Genomic DNA, 16,456 nt, shown 5'->3' with positions numbered 1-16,456 from the left:
CAAAGACCCAAGTACGTCCAGTACGAGGGCCTTCGTCCGGCACGCCGAGGGCACGCACCGAACACCGCGGGCACCGCGGGCACCGCACAGGACTTTCGAAACACCCCCTGGTTCCCCGGCAGAGCAGGGTGGTCGGCGGCGCGCTCCCGTGTATGCAGTCGGCAGTGTGTGGTCGTCGACGCGCTCAGGTGTATGCAGTCGGCAGTGTCGCGCATACGGCATCCAGGACGGATGCATACGGTGTACCGAAGTCGGTGAGCCGGGCGCGGAGTTGCTCCAGGCCGTCGCGGTGTTCGGTGAGCAGGCAGGTGTCGCCGGTGCGGGCAGCGAACTCCAGTACGGCGGGCAGGAAGTCGGGCACCTCCTCGCCGGTGAACTCCAGGCCGTGCGCCCGGTAGGCGTCCTTGAAGCCGGCCGGCGACCTGCCCCGCCGCCGCACGTCGCCGTCCCGCCAGGAACTCAGGTACAGGCTGTGCCGGCTCTCGCCGTCGAAGACCTGGACGTAGTGGGCCGCCAGTTCGTGCGCGGGCGTGACGGCCGCGTGGTCCGCGAACTCCCGCAGCTGCGGGGCGGCTTCGCGCAGCAGCGGCAGCCGGGCGCGGAAAGCGTCGTCCGGGTAGGTCAGGCAGAGCGCCGCCGCCTGGTACAGCACCGCGTCCGAGGGCATCAGACATCCCCCGCCCCGTCGGCGGTCCGCCGGTGGCGCAGGCCGTGGACGTTCCGGGTGTCGGTCACCTGCGCTCCCTTGCTCCCGTGCTTGCCGGCGGCTCATTCGAACCTAGGGCGGGACAGGGGAACGCACCCGCTGACGGCACCCGTACGGGTCCCGCACCCGCCGGCGGCCCCCGTCCGGGTCAGGACGTGCGGGCGACCCCCGCGTACACCGGCACGATGCCCTCGGCCTGCACGGCCACGTCCTCCGGCTCGGGCCGCCACCCGGAGACCGGGATCACGCCGGGGCCGAGGAGTTCCAGGCCGTCGAAGAAGCGCGAGAACTCGGCGAGCGAGCGGGGGAAGAAGGGGGTGCCGCTGCGGCGGAAGTGCTCGGCGGCCTTCTGGATCGCCTCCGGGTTCAGATCGGGGGTGACCTGCGACAGGACCAGATAGCTGCCGGGGGCGAGGAGCTCGACGTACCGCTTCAGCAGACCGTGCACGTCGTCGCCGTCGGCCGCGTCACCGAGGTAGTGCGTCAGGGCCACCAGCGACAGGGCGACGGGCTGCCCGAAGTCCAGCGACTGAGCCGCGAGGCGCAGGATCGTGTCGGGGTCGCGCACGTCCGCGTGGATGTAGTCGGTCGACCCCTCCGCCGAACCGTGCAGCAGGGCCTCCGCGTGCCGCAGCACGATCGGGTCGTTGTCCGCGTACACGACCCTCGACTCCGGCGCCACACCCTGCGCCACCTGGTGCAGGTTCGGCTCGGTGGGAATGCCGGTGCCGATGTCCAGGAACTGACGTATCCCCGCCTCGGCGGCCACCCTGGTCGCCCGCTGCATGAACCGGCGGTTGGCCCGCGCCCCGCGCAGCACCGTGTCGTCCACGGCGAGGATCTTGCGGGCCAGCTCCTCGTCCACCGGGTAGTTGTCCTTGCCGCCCAGCCACCAGTCGTACACCCGGGCCGGATGCGGCCGGCTGGTGTCGATACGGGCGGGCGCGGCGTCGGATCCGGTCATACGGCGTCGTCTCCTCGGGATCAAGGCGGGGTGGTGCGGAAACGTGCAGGGGGAAGGGCAGGGGGCGGGGGGCATGCGAGAGGGTTCAGAAGTCCTCGCGGCGCTCCCGGAGCAGCTTCTTGGTGCGCTCGGCCGACGCGGCACGCGCCGACATGTGGTCCAGGACCTCGAGGTGCGTCGCGACCTCCTTGCGGGAGTCGAGATAGAGAGCGCCGGTGAGGTACTCGGTGAAGACCATGTCGGGCAGCTCCTGCTCGCCGAAGCGGAACAACGAGAACGGCGCGTACGTCCCCGGATGCGGGCCCTCCGAGAACTCCGCGACCTGCAGCGTCACCCGGTCGCGCTCGGCGAACTCCAGGAGCTTGTCCAACTGGTCGCGCATGACCTCGCCGTGGATGCTCACCGGCCGCCGCAGCACCGTCTCGTCCATGATCACCCACAGGTGGGGCGGGTCCGGTCGCTCCAGCAGCCGCTGCCGCTCCATGCGCAAAGACACATGCCGCTCGATCGTCTCCCGCCCTGCCTGCCCGATCGTCCCCGCTTCCATCACGGCCCGGGCGTACGCCTCGGTCTGCAACAGGCCCGGCACGAAGTGCGGTTCGTAGGAACGGATGATCCGGGCGGCGCCCTCCAGACTCACGTACAGGCTGAACCAGTCGGGCAGCACATCGTGGAACCGCTGCCACCAGCCCGGCTGGTTGGCCTCCTCGGCCAGGTCTATGAAGGAGGCCGTCTCGTCGTCGCCGACGCCGTACGTCTCCAACAGCACCTGGACATACGGTATCTTCAGTGCGACCTCGGCCATTTCCATCCGCCGTACGGTCGCCGGGGCCACCCGCAGCACCTGCGCGGCCTCCTCGCGCTTGAGGCCGGCCGCCTCCCGCAGTTCCTGCAGGCGTCTGCCGAGCACCACCTGACCCACGGTGGGCGCAGGACGCCGCTCACTCACGCCACGCCTCCCCTACGCGTCGAAGCTTGCGTGAAGTGTGCCACGTTCCGCTGTCGGTCACACCAGTCCCAGCGGGCGGGGACAAGGCGCTTCATCGCCGTGGGGATTACCTCCGGGGTAATCGACGGTGGCGTCGGCGGACGGGATCGTGAGGGCAACGGGTTCCGGGCCGGCGCACTCCGGTCCGGAACCCGGCATCCCACTGCCCCAACCCGACCTCGACGGAGGGTGATTCGTCATGTCCGCGACCCAGATCGCCGCGCTCGCCCGGACCTTGGACCCGCACACCATGCTGCGTCGCTTCCTCGTCCTGGACGCGGCCGTGACCGGGGCCAACGGCCTCGCCTACCTCGCCGCGTCCGGCCCGCTGGGGCGCTTCCTCGGGGCCGGCTCCGGGCTGCTGCTCGGACTCGGTGTCTTCCTCACGGTGTACGCGGTGGCCGTCGGCCTCCTCGCCGCCCGTGCCCGCCCGGCCGCGCTGCCGGTTCGGGCCGTGATCGAGGCCAACCTGGCCTGGGCGGCGCTGAGTTTCGTCGCCCTTGGCCTGTGGCTGTCGCCGACCACGGCCGGCGCCGTGTGGACCGTGCTGCAGGCACTCACCGTCGCCGGGTTCGCCCTGTTGCAGCACCTCGCCCTGAAAGCCCGTCAGGCCATCAGTGAATGAAGGTACTTGACCGTCGCCGGGTCGGCCGGGAGCAGTGTCTCGATGGCCAGCTCGGCGACGGTCACGTCCATGGGTGTGTTGAAGGTGGAGATGGACGAGATGAACGACAGCGTCCGGCCCTCGTGCTCGATCTGCATCGGCAGCGCGAAGTAGGGGACGGGCTCGGCCGGTTGTCCGTCCCGCCCGTCGGTGGCAGCCTCCGGCACCGGATACGCGGCGACCTCCTCGTACAGCTCCCGCAGCGGATCCGAGCGGTACAGGGCGATGTGCCGCTCCATCTGCGCCAGCAGATGCCCGCGCCACTCACGGAGGTTGCGGATGCGGGGAGCCAGGCCCTGCGGGTGCAGGGTCAGCCGCATCGCGTTCAGCGGCGGCGCGAGCAGGGACTCCGGGATGCCGTCGAGCAGCATCAGGATGCCCCGGTTGGCGGCGAGCACGTTGTACATCGCGTCGAGCACGAGGGCCGGATACGGCTCGTAGCCCTGGATCAGCCGCTCCATGCCCTCGCGAAGGGCGCCCAGCGCCGGGTCGTCCAGCGGGGTTTCCGGGTAGCGCGGGGCGTAACCGGCCGCCAGCAGCAGGGCGTTGCGCTCGCGGACGGGGACGTCGAGGTGTTCCGCCAGCCGCAGCACCATCTCCTCGCTCGGCCGGGAACGGCCCGTCTCGATGAAGCTGATGTGCCGGGCCGAGGATTCGGCACGCAACGCCAGCTCCAGCTGACTGACCCGCCGCTGCTCCCGCCAGGCCCGCAACAGCGGGCCCACACCCCTGTCGGCGGGGGTGCCGGAGGACGCGGCGGAACCGGACGCGAGAATGGTCATACGGACGACCGTAGTCGAGGAACGGCCGCAGTCGACGAGTAGTCGCAGCGGGAGACCGACGACAGTCGGCGGACAACCGTGATGAAGAAGGCGAACGACCGTAGTCGAGACACCGGCGACTGTAGACGATCGACGATCGACGATCGACAATCGACGATCGACGATCGACAATCAGCAATCGACAGTCGCCCGTGTTCAGTTGAGGAGTGGGTGCATGAGCCGGCCGCCGAAGCCGACCTTGGAGACCGCCGCGGTGTACCGCGCCAGAGCGCGAGGGTGCCTCCTGGGCGGGGCGGTCGGCGACGCCCTCGGCTATCCGATCGAGTTCTCCTCCCTGGACCGCATCCGCGTCTCCCACGGCGAGCGCGGGGTGACGGGGTTCGTACCCGGCGCGCACGGCGTGCTGGGCCGGATCAGCGATGACACGCAGATGGCCCTGTTCACCGTTGAGGCCGTCATCCAGGCCCACGCACGGGAACGGGAGAAGGGCATCGGCGGCGGCTGGGCCCTGCTGCTGCGCCAGGCGTACGAACGCTGGCTGGAGACCCAGACGAAGCCGGGCCCGGAGCAGGCCGCACCGGCCCAGAGCGGTGCTGTCGCCGGCGGTCTGATCAGCGAGGCCTGGCTGTACTCCCGCCGCGCTCCAGGCAACGCCTGCCTGTCCGGGGTCGCCCAGATGTACGCCCCCGACCCGTGGCTCGAACTCGACGGCAAGCCGGGTCAGGTCAACCCCGACTCCAAGGGCTGCGGCGCGGTGATGCGCTCGGCCCCCTTCGGTCTCGCCGCCCCCGCCGACGCGGCCTTCGCCATGGCGGCCCGCGGTGCCCAGATCACCCACGGCCACCCCACCGGCTACTACGCGGCGGGCGCGTTCGCCGCGATCGTGGCGCACCTGGTCGCCGGGGACTCCCTGGAGGGCTCGGTACTGCGCGCCCTGCGCGAGCTGGAGCGCCACCCGGGTCACGAGGAGACCTCGGCCGCGCTGCGCCGGGCCGTCGACCTGGCCGCGGAGGGGGCGCCGACCGCGGAGAAGGTCGAGTCTCTCGGCGCGGGCTGGGTGGCCGAGGAGGCCCTGGCCATCGGCGTCTACTGCGCGCTCGCCGCGACCGGCGTGGAGGACGCCCTGCTGCTTTCCGTCAACCACTCGGGCGACAGCGACTCCACCGGCTCCATCTGCGGCAACCTCCTCGGTGCCCGGCACGGCGACGTCGGACTGCCGCACGCCTGGGTGGAGCAGGTCGAGGGCCGCACCCGGATCGCCGCGCTGGCCGACGACCTCGCGGCCTGGGGGTCCCCCCTCTGGGGGAGTGTCCGCGGCTGACCATCTGGAACCCTCCTCACCAGTGCCGTGACCTGGGCCGTGACCACGGCCGTGATCAGGCCTTGACCAGGGCCGAAGCAGCCCGGCTGTGGCAGGCTGAAGAAGTACCCCGGCATCCAGGAAGGAGCGCGGCCATGCCCGTGGAACCGCTGTCGCAGAAGGAGATCGAGGACCGGCTCGCGGAGCTGCCGGGCTGGTCGCTCGACGGGGACCGGCTCGCCCGTTCCTACCGGCTCGGCACGCACTTCGCCGCCACGGCGATGGTCGTCCACATCGCCCAGGTCCAGGAGGAGCTCGACCACCACTCGGATCTCACCCTCGGCTACAACACTGTCTCCCTCACCGTGAACACCCACAGTGCGGGCGGGGCCGTGACCGAGCTGGACTTCGAGCTCGCGAGGAAAGTGGAGGCGCTCGCCCCCGGCCACGGAGCCCAGTGACGCAGGTGCTGGACTACGACAAGGAGGCCGACGCCTACGACGCCACCCGCGGCGGCGAGCCCAGAGCCGCCGCGGCCGCCGACGCGGTCCTCGGCCTGGTCCCCGCCGGTGCCCGCCGCCTCCTGGACGTCGCCTGCGGCACGGGAATCGTGACCCGGCGCCTGGCGGCGGCCCGGCCCGCTCTGCGGGTGACGGGCGCGGATCTGACGTACGGGATGGCCCGGATGGCGGCGGGACGGCTGCCCGGGGCGATCGTCCTCGCGGACAGCCGTCGGCTGCCGTTTCCCGACGGGACGTTCGACGCCGTCACCAGTGTGTGGCTGCTGCATCTCCTCGACGGGCCCGGCGATGTCCGGGCGGTCGTCGCCGAGTGCGCCCGCGTACTGCGGCCCGGCGGCGTGTACGTCACCACTGTCGACAAGGCTGCCGCACACGACGTGGGCAGTGACATCGACGGGGTCCTCGCGCCCCGCCCGCGCCGGCCGGCCCAGGACGCCACCGCGACCGTCACATCGTATGCAGTCGACTGCGGACTGGATTCGGCCGGTCGGGCCCGCTTTCCCGGTCTCGGTCAGGGCCGCAGCCCACGCAGCACGGTCGCCGACCTGCGGCGCGGCTGGTTCACGCGACTGCCGCCGGGCGATCCGCTCGCCGAACGGTTCGCCGCGCGGCTTCAGACGTTGCCCGACCAGGACCGGCCGCGCCCGGACCCCGTGTTCACGGTGCTGGTGTTCCGGAAGGCCGACTGAAGTCCATGGACCAGTTGGTCACCCAGGTGGCCCCGCCGTCCACCGAGAATGCCTGCTCCCAGCGGGCCGTGGTGGCGGAGATCCCCGACCACACGAACCGCACCCGCACGTCCTTCCCCTCGTGTGTGTCGTCGCCGTGGAACTCGCCACGGCCGCCCTCGAAGCGGCCGGTCACCGGCGGGAACAGCTTTCCGCTGCGGCTGGAGGACCAGTTCAGCGACCAGTGTTCGCTCTCCCGGTCGAAGAGCCGCAGCGTCAGCCCCTTCGACCCCAGGTGCGGCATGTCGATCTCGTCGATGTTCGCGGCCCCGTCGAACAGGCTCCAGCAGCGGCTCGTCGCGCCGAACTCCTCCCACCTGCTGTCCGGGTCGAGGAAGTCGGTGCGGCGGCGGTGGTGGACCTCCCACTCGCCGCGGAGGAAGTCGAAGTCGTGCGGACTGCTCATCAGCGGTCTCCAGTGGTTCCGGCGGGCAGGGAATCGGTCAAGTAGGCGTCCAGGTCCGGGACTTCGGGGGTCAGCAAGTGCCGTACCCAGGCGTCCCGTTCGTGCAGGATCGGCGGCAGCTCCCAGACACAGCCGATCCACGGCAGGTCCGGCGTGACGAAGTGCGTGGGGTCGCTGTCCGGGCAGCCGAGGACGGGCTGACCCGCCGCGGCGCCCCGGAAGTGCAGGACGTTGTCCCACACCCAGCTGTACGCGTTCAGATAGGCACCGTCGTCACCGCCCCGGTGCAGTACGACGAAGGTCGCCGGCGGCGTTCCGTCCGGCTTCGGCAGCAGCTCCGGCAGGATCTCGTACGCCGCCTTCTCCACGTCGGGTGCGATGCCCGCCGGGTCCGCGGTGACGTGGTAGCGCTTGATGTGCCGCCCCGCCACCTCGATCGGCGGTGGCACGGTCAGCAGTTTCTCCGTGAAAGCCATGCCGCGACGCTAGGGCGACTTCACTGACATCCTGTGTCAGTGAAGTCGAGCCGACTGGTGTCCATCATCCTGTTGCTCCAGACCCGCGGGCGGATGACCGCCGCCCAGCTCGCCGGGGAACTGGAGGTCTCCGTCCGCACCGTCTACCGGGACGTCGAAGCACTCAGTGCCGCCGGGATCCCGCTGTACGGCGACGCGGGCCACGCCGGCGGCTACCGCCTCCTCGACGGCTACCGCACCCGTCTCACCGGTCTCACCGCGGGGGAGGCGCAAGCGCTGTTCCTCTCCGGAGCCCCCGGCCCCGCGGCCGACCTCGGGCTCGGTTCCGTCCTGGCCGCCGCCCAGCTCAAGGTCCGCGCGGCCCTGCCGCCGGAACTGCGCGCGCAGGCCGACCGGATCAGCGGCCGCTTCCACCTCGACGCGCCCGGCTGGTACGCGGACGAGGACGAGACGCCGTACCTGTCCGCAGTCGCCGACGCGGTCTGGAACAACCGTATCCTGCATATTGCATACCGTCGTTGGCGTACACCCACCGACGTGGAGCGCCGCCTCGAACCGTACGGCCTGGTCCTCAAAGCAGGCCGCTGGTATGTCGTCGCCGGCCCCGGCCCCCGCACCTTCCGCGTCGACCAGATCCTCCGGCTCACCACCACCACCGACGAGGAGTTCGTCCGCCCCGACGACTTCGACCTGACCGCGTACTGGACGGCGTACCAGCGCGACTTCCATGCCCGGCTCCAGCAGGGCGAGGCGGTGGTGCGCCTGGCGCCGGGCGTACGGCTCGCCGGGCAGCCGGAGACCGGTGGACGTACGGACGACGACGGCTGGACCGTCGTCACGGTCCCCATCGAGTCCCTCGACCACGCCCATGCCGAGTTCCTGCGCCTGGGCACCGGCATCGAGGTGCTCGAACCGCCCCAGCTGCGCGCGAAGCTGGCCCGGACGGTCGCCGAATTGGCCGAAACATACGGCAACGCCGGTGCGCGCGGCGGCGACTGAGGAGGAACGGAACCCGCCCGTCCTCCCAGGAGGTTCGCACCGTGCAGAACCCGCACCCGCACCCGCAGCCGTCCCCGCGCAGGCACCGCAGACGTCGAGCGCTGCTCTCGGCGGCCACCGCCGTCGCGGCCCTCGTCGGCGCCGGACTCACCACGACACTCGGCAGCGACACCGCCGAGGCCGCCACCGCCCGCCAGGTCGAGAAGCTCGACCGCGGTGTCGTCAGCGTGCACACCGACAGCGGCAACCTGGTCAGCTGGCGCTGGCTCGGCACCGACCCGAACGACGTGTCCTTCAACGTCTACCGGGCCGGCACCAAGGTCAACTCCGCCCCGATCACCGGCTCCACGAACTACTTCCACTCCGGCGCGCCCGCCCAGGCCGACTACACGGTCCGGGCGATCGTCGGCGGCGTGGAGCAGGCCGACTCCGTCAATGCCGTCCAACTCCGCACCGGCTACAAGGACGTGCCCATCACCCCGCCCGCCGGCGGCACCACCCCCGACGGCGTCGCCTACACCTACGAGGCCAACGACGCCTCCACCGCCGACCTCGACGGCGACGGCGCCCTCGACTTCGTCCTCAAGTGGAACCCGACCAACGCCAAGGACAACTCCCAGTCCGGCTACACCGGCAACACGTTCATCGACGGCGTCAAGCTCGACGGCACCCGCCTGTGGCGCATCGACCTGGGCCGCAACATCCGTTCCGGCGCCCACTACACGCAGTTCCAGGCGTACGACTACGACGGCGACGGCAAGGCCGAGCTCGCCATGAAGACCGCCGACGGCACGAAGGACGGCACCGGCGCGGTCATCGGCAGCTCCTCGGCCGACCACCGCAACTCCAGCGGCTACGTGCTGTCCGGCCCCGAGTACCTGACCATGTTCAACGGCCAGACCGGCAAGGCGATGCAGACCGTCGACTACGTCCCGGCCCGCGGCACGGTCTCCTCCTGGGGCGACTCGTACGGCAACCGCGTCGACCGCTTCCTCGCCGGCACGGCGTACCTGGACGGCTCGCGCCCGTCCCTGATCATGGCGCGCGGCTACTACACCCGCACGGTCATCGCCGCCTGGGACTGGCGAGGCGGCGCCTTCACCCGCCGCTGGACCTTCGACACCAACTCCTCCACCAACAGCGGCAAGGGCTACGACGGACAGGGCAACCACAGCCTGTCGGTCGCCGACGTCGACGCCGACGGCAAGGACGAGATCGTGTACGGCGCGATGACCGTCGACGACAACGGCGGCGGCCTGTGGACGACGAAGCTCGGCCACGGCGACGCGGGCCACGTCGGCGACCTCAATCCCTCCCGGGCGGGCCTGGAGTACTTCAAGGTCTCCGAGAGCACCAGCCAGCCCGGCTCCTGGATGGCCGACGCACGCACCGGCTCCCTCCTCTGGCAGACGGCCTCCGGCGCCGACAACGGGCGCGGAGTCGCCGCCGACGTCTACGCCGGCAGCGCGGGCGCGGAGGCCTGGTCCGCCTCCGACACCACCCTGCGCTCGGCGACCGGCGCCTCGCTCGGCCGCGAGCCCTCCAGCCTCAACTTCCTGAGCTGGTGGGACGGCGACCCGGTCCGCGAACTCCTCGACGGCACCCGCATCGACAAGTACGGCACCTCCGGCGACACCCGCCTGCTGACCGGATCCGGCGTGCACTCCAACAACGGCACCAAGTCCACGCCGTCCCTGTCCGGTGACATCCTCGGCGACTGGCGCGAGGAGGTCGTCTGGCCGACGTCGAACAACACGGCCCTGCGCGTCTACTCGACCCCGGTCGAGACCAGCACCAAGATCACGACCTTGCTGCACGACACGATGTACCGGACGGCACTGGCCTGGCAGAATACTGCATACAATCAGCCGCCGCACCCGAGCTTCTTCATCGGCAACGGTATGGCGACGGCACCGAGGCCGACGGTCTACACCCCGTGAACGACGGTGGGTGCGTGCCCCCTCGGGAGCACGCACCCACCGCACCTCGGTTCTCCCGCCCGTCAATTCACCGTGCAGATCCGGTCACCCAGCTTGAAGGCCGCCGGTTTCGTGTTCGTGCCCGACCAGCTCCCGGTGAAGCCGAAACCCACCGACGAGCCCGCCGCGACCGTGCCGTTCCAGCCCACGTTCTTCGCCGTCACCGCCGAACCCGACTGCGCGTACTCGGCGTTCCACACCTGCGTGACCTTCTGCCCGTCCGGGAACGTCCAGCCGAGTGACCAGCCGTTCCAGGCGGTCGATCCGGTGTTGGCCAGCTGGACGTCGGCCTGGAAGCCGCCCGACCACTGGTTGGTGACCTTGTACGTCACCGTGCAGGCGCCGGTCGGGGTCGGGTCGGGACCCGGTCCCGGATCCGTTCCGCCGCCGGTGTCGGAGCTGTCGCCGTAGATGACGCCGCGACCGTTCGTCGCCACGTACACGCGGCCGTACACCCGCGGGTCACCGGTGATCGTCTCGCCCGTCCAACCCCACTGGTGGGCATCATCGTTGATACGGGTCCAGGTCGCGCCCTTGTCGGTGGAGCGGAAGATGCCGCGTACGCCGCCGATCTTCGCGCTGGTGTAGAGCGTCTGGTACGACGCCCCCGTCGCCGCCTTGCCGAAGCCGATCGTGTCGGCCTGCTCGACGCCCGAGAGCTTGACGAAGGTGGCGCCGCCGTCCGTGGAGTGCCACAGCCCGTACGCGCCGTCACTCGCACCGCCCGCCAGCCACACGTCGCCCTTCGTGCCGGGCAGCGCCTTGAAGCGCACGCTGTCGCCGGCGGGCAGACCGGTGGCCGAGGACGCGGTGAAGGTCGCGCCACCGTCCGAACTGACATAGAACTTCCCGGACTTGAAACCGTAGAAGGTCTTCGGGTCGACCCGGTCCGACTCGACGATCGCGCCCGCCGGGATACCGCTGGACGCGGCCCAGGACGTACCGAAGCCCGTCGCGTAATGCACCCCTGCGCCCGCCGGGCTCCACACGAAGCCGCTGCCGTCGGCCGCCGCCGCGACCGTCCCGCCGCCGCTCACGCCCGAAGGGTCGCTCCCGGCGAACCAGTTGGCGCCGTTGTCCGTCGAGAACGCGACGTGCGGACCCGAGTCGAGGTTGCCGACCCGGACCACCGTGTTCGGGTTGCTCTCGGCGAAGTCCAGACTCGTCGTGGAGGTGAAGTTGGGCGAGGTGAACATCATCGACGGGACCTTGGTCAGGTCCGTGTGCCGGAACCCGCCGATGTCACCGAGGGCGCTCAGCAGCGGGGCGCCCGAGGGCGGCGACGCCAGGTCGAGGACCGCCGTCTCCTCCAGACCCTGCGCCATCGGCCTGATGGTGAACTGGCTGCCGCTGTCCCAGTTGGTCAGGTTCTCCGTGCCGTAGACCGTCGCCCCTGTCCCGTACATCATCCGGTCGGAGTCGAACGGGTCGATCTCCAGCGACTCGGTCATCCAGCCGAGCTTCGGGGCCTGCTCGGGCGGCGAGGGGTTCGCACCCCAGGTCAGCCACGGGGAGGACGACACGTCCATCGTGTAGCGGTTCGAACGGGTGGGATACGACGTGTAGTCCCACGCCTTCGTCCAGGTCCCGCCGCTGTCCGTGGAACGGAAGATCTGGGTGTCCGGCCACCAGGAACTGTATGCGGTGGCCATGACGGTGCCGGGCTTCTGCCGGTCCACCGTCAGCCCGCTGAAGCCGTAGTAGGTGTCCGCCTCGGCGACCGGACTGATGTCCGTCCAGGCGCCGGTCGCGGTCGCGTACCGCCACAACCGGCCCTTGCCACCGTCGTAGGGACCGCCCTTGTCACTGTATGCGATATACAGATAGCCGTTTTCGGTATCCAGTACACCCTTGTGCGCGAGGTATCCCGTCGGCTGTCCGGCCAGCCGCGACCAGGTCGCGCCCGCGTCCGTCGAGCGGTACACCGCGTTGTCCTTGTCGGCGACCCCGACGTAGATCGTCTTCGTCGCGTTCCCCGACGTGCCCGTCGACTCGTCGAAGGTGACCCAGGTGACGCCCTGGTTGTCGCTGGCGTAGCCGCTGGTGTCGGTCGGATCCTGCGCGTAGTTGCCGACGTTGGGGAATCCCGCCACCTGCGACCAGGTGACACCGGAGTCCGTCGACCGCCACAGGCCCTTGCCGCTCGGCGCGCCCAGATACAGCACGCTGTTCCTGTTCGGGTCGATGGCCAGGCGCTCACCCATACCCCGGCCGGGCATGTTGCCGCCCAGCTTGAAGGGCAGATCGGTCTTCTGCCAGCTGGCGCCCCGGTCGGAGGACCGGAGCACGGCCCCGTTTCCCGGATCCCAGCTGTTCGTGTACGTGCCGACGGCCGCGTACACCTTGTCGGGGTCCACGGAGTCCGAGGCCAGACTGGCCACGCCCGTGTGCCCCCAGTCGTCCCAGCCGACCGAGTCCAGCAGGGGCGTCCAGGTCTTCGTCGACTCCTGCCAGCGGTAGGCACCACCGATGTCGGTGCGGGCGTAGGCGAGGTCCTTCTCGGTCCGGTTGAAGACGATGCCGGGGACGAAGCCGCCGCCGTCGATGCGCGCGTTCTTCCAGGTGTAGGTGTCGGCGGCGATCGCCGGCTGCGCGGGGTCGGCGGCGAGAGCGGGCGGGGTGCCCGCGAGCAGGGCGGCCGCCAGTGCCAGCACGGTCGTGAGGATGCGGGTTCTTCGCACGGTGGGGGACCTTCCTTTCAGGAGGGCCTTGCGAAAGGGCCTTTCGGGGGCCTTTCAGGAGGGGAGCGTGCGAGAACCGGGCGGCCCCCAGTGCGGGTGGGGGCCGCCCGGCCGGATGGCCTCGTCGTCAGGTGACGAGACCGCGTACGCGGAGCTTCAGGCGCCCCGGAGAGGCGCGGTGCCGCCCCGCCCCCTGTAGGGGCGCGGGGAACTGCGCGACCAGCCACACACGGCCCGCAGCTTTCGTACCGCCCGACCCGCGGAGCGCCCGGCGGGGACTATTCGAGGAGCTCCGCGTACGAGGCCATGGCCAGGGCGATGTCCGCCTGGGCCCAGAAGCGGTGGTACGTGAAGGAGGGCGCGGCGCCGCCCGCCAGGTAGGCCTCGATCTTCGACCAGGCCGGGTCGTCCTCGTAGAACGAGCGGATGGAGTCGAAGGTCGACGACGCGTTGATGGCGTCGCCGTTCGGCATGGTGCCGGTCCAGCCGCTCGGGACGGTCACGCCGTCGTCGAAGCGGTTGTAGTCGGCGCGGGTCTCCGGGACGGCGATGCCGAGGCTGTCCTGGTAGTTGTCCCACATGCCGTCGAGGAGGGCCTTGGCCGTGGTCGCGGCCTGGGTGTCACCGGAGCGGTCCGCGTAGTACGTCAGGGTCTTGGCGTACGCGGCGGCCACACCGACGTCGTTGGTGTAGTCGGCGACGGTGACGTGCAGGCCGCTGTTGGCACCGGGGTTGGTGGCGTTCCAGGTGTCGGGCTGGCCCGACCACTGGAGCGTCGAGGGGATCAGATAGGTGCCGTCCGGGTTGACCGTGGTCTTGGACAGCGCCCAGTCGACCCACTTGTCGAGGACCACCTTGGCGTCCGCGTCACCCGTCTGCTGGTAGTACTCGGCCACCCGCTCCATCGACCACGCCTGGAAGCCGAACCACTGGTTGGACGGCGGGTCGTGGTAGACGGGCTGCTGGTCGTAGTACATGCCGTAGAACGTCGACTTCCCGGCCGGCGGCGGCGCGTACCGGCCCGCCCAGCTGTTGGTCGCACCGCCCGCGATGGCGCCCTCGTCCGACTGCAGCCAGCGGTAGAACTCCAGCTGCCGGTCGAGCGACTTGGCCCAGTCCGCCTGCCCTGTGGCCGACTTGGGCTTCAGGTCGGCGTAACTGCTCAGCGCGTACGCGGCCAGCGGGTTCTGGTAGCCGCCGTGCGCGTGACTGGAGCCGATGCGCCAGGACCAGCCCGCCGAGGTGTCGGTGGCGCCGCCCCACGCGTAGTACCAGGACATCAGGTACATCGAGGCGTCCTTGCCGGTGCCGGCCGCGCAGGTCGACGGCCCGACACAGTTGCCGACCTTCTTGAAGTACTTGTCGTACATCGAGTAGCGCAGGTAGTCGCCCATCTTCGCGGCCTTGCCGACGGTCGCGGAAACGTCACTGCCCTTGCCCTGCTCCTTCGCCCAGATGTCCGCCCAGTACGCGGCCTGCACGGCCCGCGCGTCGGCGTCCGGGGCGTTGGTGAACTTCCACTGCTTGGCGTACGAGGCGTCACCCGTGAACAGGTCCAGGTAGCCGTTGGTGCCGCCGTACTTGAAGGCGTCGCAGGTCGGCTGCGGCACCGTCTCCCACACCGACTCCTGCGCGCCGCGCTGGAAGGTGTTGATGTACGACGGGCCGGTGTCCGTCGGACCCGCCTCGCACTTGCCCGGCGAGTTGCCGTAGCCGTAGATGTTGTCGACGTCCTGCAGCCAGTGCATACCGTAGACGTCGTCCGTACCGTATGCAGTCTTCAGTTCACCGGCGATCGGATCCGATCCGACCGAGACCGACGGGTCGAGCTTCGCCGGGTACTCGCCCGGCGTGTCCAGCTCGGGCGCGTACGTCGCCGGCTTCGAGGCGTTGTAGAAGGAGTTCGTCGGCTGGTCGGCGTGGGTCGGGATCATGAACTTCTCCATGATGTCCCAGGCGCCGTTGAACTTGGTCCAGTCGCCGGTGACCTTGCCGTACATGGCCTGCAGCCAGAGAAGGTAGCTGTACGCCTCCGACGTGGTCTCGTGCCCGTGGTCCGGAGCCTCGACGATCAGCGTCTCGACCGAGTGGTAGGGGATGCCCTCGGGGGAGAAGTAGCCGCTGGCCGGGTTGGTGATCTTGCCGTACAGCTCCAGGAACCGGGCGTCGTACGCCTTCGACGCCGCGATCTGCGTGACCGTCACCGTGGACTTCGCGTGACCGGTGGCCGTCGACTCGAAGGTCGCCGCGCCCGTGCCGGAGGCGTCGGCCGTGATGGTCACCTTCTGCGCGGTGTTCCAGTTCGACGGGGTGAAGGTGAGCGACGCCCCGCCGGTCACCGACAGGCCCGAATTACCGCCGCTGCGGGCGGTCGTGACGGTCACGTTGGCGGACGGCTGGGTCGACAGCTTCACGTCGAACGTGCCCGTCTTGCCCTGCTGGACGGCCAGTTGGTTGGTCGAGGCCACCACCGTGGGACCCGCGGCGACCGTGATGCCGACCGGTGTGGACTCCGCGGACGCGCCCAGACTGTCGTACCCCTTCGCGAGGAGCGAGTGACTGCCCACGGTCAAACTTGAGGCCGAAAGAGAGTACGGCGCCGTCGTGTCCGTGCCCAGCAGTGTGGTGTCGTCGTAGAACTCCACCTTGCTGATCGTCGCGCCGTCCGCGGCCGCGGCGGTCGCCGCGAGCGGAACCGGGTCACCCTGCGTGTAGACCGCGCCCGCGGCCGGGCTGGTCAGCACCGTGATCGGGGGCTGATGCGCGCCGGCACAACTGGTCCCGTTCACGGCGAAGTCGGTCGGCGCCGCGTTCGTGCCGCTGTACGTGAACTGCGCGCCGGTGGAGACAGCGGCACCGACGGCGATCGTGCCGTTGTACGACGCGTTCTTCACCGTGATCGCCTGGCCGGACTGGGACCAGGTGCCGTTCCAACCGCTGCCGCTGAGCTTCTGGTTGCCCGCGTAGCTGTACGTCATGGTCCAGCCGGCGATGGGGTCCGTGCCGCGGTTGGTGATCGTCAGGTCCGCGGTGAAACCGGAGCCCCAGTCGTTCGTCCTGTAGTCGACGCTGCACTGAAGTGGCGCCGCCTGTGCGGGAGTTGAACCCGTACCCAACATCGTGAAAGGAAGTGCCAGGGCCGCCACGACGGCGGTCCATAACCGCCGAGCGGTCCGGCGTCTTGCTCTGGGGGGCATGTGCTGGTTCCTCCTTGCGGCTCGGAGATGTCAAGGCTTGAACCAGTGGGAGCGCTCCCATAGTG

At 70.3% G+C, this 16,456-nt stretch carries 14 protein-coding genes; 6 read left to right on the top strand and 8 right to left on the bottom strand.

Annotated elements, in window-relative coordinates; translation table 11 throughout:
• Window positions 1-184: 184 nt before the first annotated feature.
• From narJ to AC5P09_RS33655, 3 genes are all read right to left on the bottom strand, one after another.
• The gene (narJ, locus tag AC5P09_RS33665; protein ID WP_493877503.1) at window positions 185-667 is read right to left on the bottom strand and encodes a nitrate reductase molybdenum cofactor assembly chaperone; all 483 of its coding nucleotides are present in this window, start codon (window positions 665-667) and stop codon (window positions 185-187) included.
• A gap of 187 nt (window positions 668-854) precedes the next feature.
• Entirely contained in the window at window positions 855-1,670 is an 816-nt protein-coding gene (locus AC5P09_RS33660; protein ID WP_493877502.1) for an SAM-dependent methyltransferase, read from the bottom strand.
• A gap of 85 nt (window positions 1,671-1,755) precedes the next feature.
• A complete protein-coding gene (locus tag AC5P09_RS33655) occupies window positions 1,756-2,619 on the bottom strand; it encodes a Sco1979 family transcriptional regulator (RefSeq protein WP_493877501.1) in 864 nt (287 codons plus the stop codon).
• A gap of 238 nt (window positions 2,620-2,857) precedes the next feature.
• Here AC5P09_RS33655 and AC5P09_RS33650 point away from each other — a divergent pair, with 238 nt between their 5' ends.
• On the top strand, window positions 2,858-3,283 hold the full coding sequence (locus AC5P09_RS33650; protein ID WP_493877500.1) for a hypothetical protein: 426 nt from the start codon (window positions 2,858-2,860) through the stop codon (window positions 3,281-3,283).
• Here AC5P09_RS33650 and AC5P09_RS33645 read toward each other — a convergent pair.
• Window positions 3,265-4,104: a helix-turn-helix domain-containing protein gene (locus AC5P09_RS33645; protein WP_493877499.1), complete on the bottom strand. Its 840-nt coding sequence runs from the start codon at window positions 4,102-4,104 to the stop codon at window positions 3,265-3,267. The two genes, AC5P09_RS33650 and AC5P09_RS33645, sit on opposite strands and share 19 nt — an antisense overlap.
• A gap of 214 nt (window positions 4,105-4,318) precedes the next feature.
• Between AC5P09_RS33645 and AC5P09_RS33640 the strand changes: the two genes are divergently transcribed.
• From AC5P09_RS33640 to AC5P09_RS33630, 3 genes are all read left to right on the top strand, one after another.
• Window positions 4,319-5,425 (top strand): ADP-ribosylglycohydrolase family protein, encoded by a 1,107-nt coding sequence (locus tag AC5P09_RS33640; protein ID WP_493877498.1) that lies wholly within the window; start codon window positions 4,319-4,321, stop codon window positions 5,423-5,425.
• Between the two features lie 134 nt (window positions 5,426-5,559).
• A complete protein-coding gene (locus tag AC5P09_RS33635; protein WP_411149989.1) occupies window positions 5,560-5,865 on the top strand; it encodes a 4a-hydroxytetrahydrobiopterin dehydratase in 306 nt (101 codons plus the stop codon).
• A gap of 5 nt (window positions 5,866-5,870) precedes the next feature.
• Window positions 5,871-6,614: a class I SAM-dependent methyltransferase gene (locus tag AC5P09_RS33630; RefSeq protein ID WP_493877505.1), complete on the top strand. Its 744-nt coding sequence runs from the start codon at window positions 5,871-5,873 to the stop codon at window positions 6,612-6,614.
• Here AC5P09_RS33630 and AC5P09_RS33625 read toward each other — a convergent pair.
• Window positions 6,583-7,059, bottom strand: a complete 477-nt coding sequence (locus tag AC5P09_RS33625; protein ID WP_493877497.1) for a hypothetical protein — start codon at window positions 7,057-7,059, stop codon at window positions 6,583-6,585. The genes AC5P09_RS33630 and AC5P09_RS33625 overlap by 32 nt on opposite strands.
• Window positions 7,059-7,535 carry a hypothetical protein gene (locus AC5P09_RS33620; protein WP_493877496.1) on the bottom strand — a complete coding sequence of 159 codons (477 nt, stop codon included), beginning with the start codon at window positions 7,533-7,535 and terminating at the stop codon, window positions 7,059-7,061. The genes AC5P09_RS33625 and AC5P09_RS33620 overlap by 1 nt, the downstream gene beginning before the upstream one ends.
• Before the next feature lie 39 nt (window positions 7,536-7,574).
• Between AC5P09_RS33620 and AC5P09_RS33615 the strand changes: the two genes are divergently transcribed.
• Entirely contained in the window at window positions 7,575-8,534 is a 960-nt protein-coding gene (locus tag AC5P09_RS33615) for a helix-turn-helix transcriptional regulator (RefSeq protein WP_493877495.1), read from the top strand.
• 41 nt (window positions 8,535-8,575) lie between these two features.
• Window positions 8,576-10,474 carry a rhamnogalacturonan lyase gene (locus tag AC5P09_RS33610; RefSeq protein WP_493877494.1) on the top strand — a complete coding sequence of 633 codons (1,899 nt, stop codon included), beginning with the start codon at window positions 8,576-8,578 and terminating at the stop codon, window positions 10,472-10,474.
• Between the two features lie 62 nt (window positions 10,475-10,536).
• Here AC5P09_RS33610 and AC5P09_RS33605 read toward each other — a convergent pair whose 3' ends face one another.
• Together AC5P09_RS33605 and AC5P09_RS33600 are read right to left on the bottom strand one after the other, a co-directional pair.
• Complete coding sequence (locus AC5P09_RS33605) at window positions 10,537-13,194, bottom strand: cellulose binding domain-containing protein (protein WP_493877493.1); 2,658 nt, start codon at window positions 13,192-13,194, stop codon at window positions 10,537-10,539.
• 278 nt (window positions 13,195-13,472) lie between these two features.
• Window positions 13,473-16,391: a glycoside hydrolase family 48 protein gene (locus tag AC5P09_RS33600; protein WP_493877492.1), complete on the bottom strand. Its 2,919-nt coding sequence runs from the start codon at window positions 16,389-16,391 to the stop codon at window positions 13,473-13,475.
• Window positions 16,392-16,456: the final 65 nt, after the last annotated feature.

Source organism: Streptomyces sp. a15, from assembly GCF_059026085.1.
This window is presented reverse-complemented; position numbering and strand designations above follow the sequence as displayed.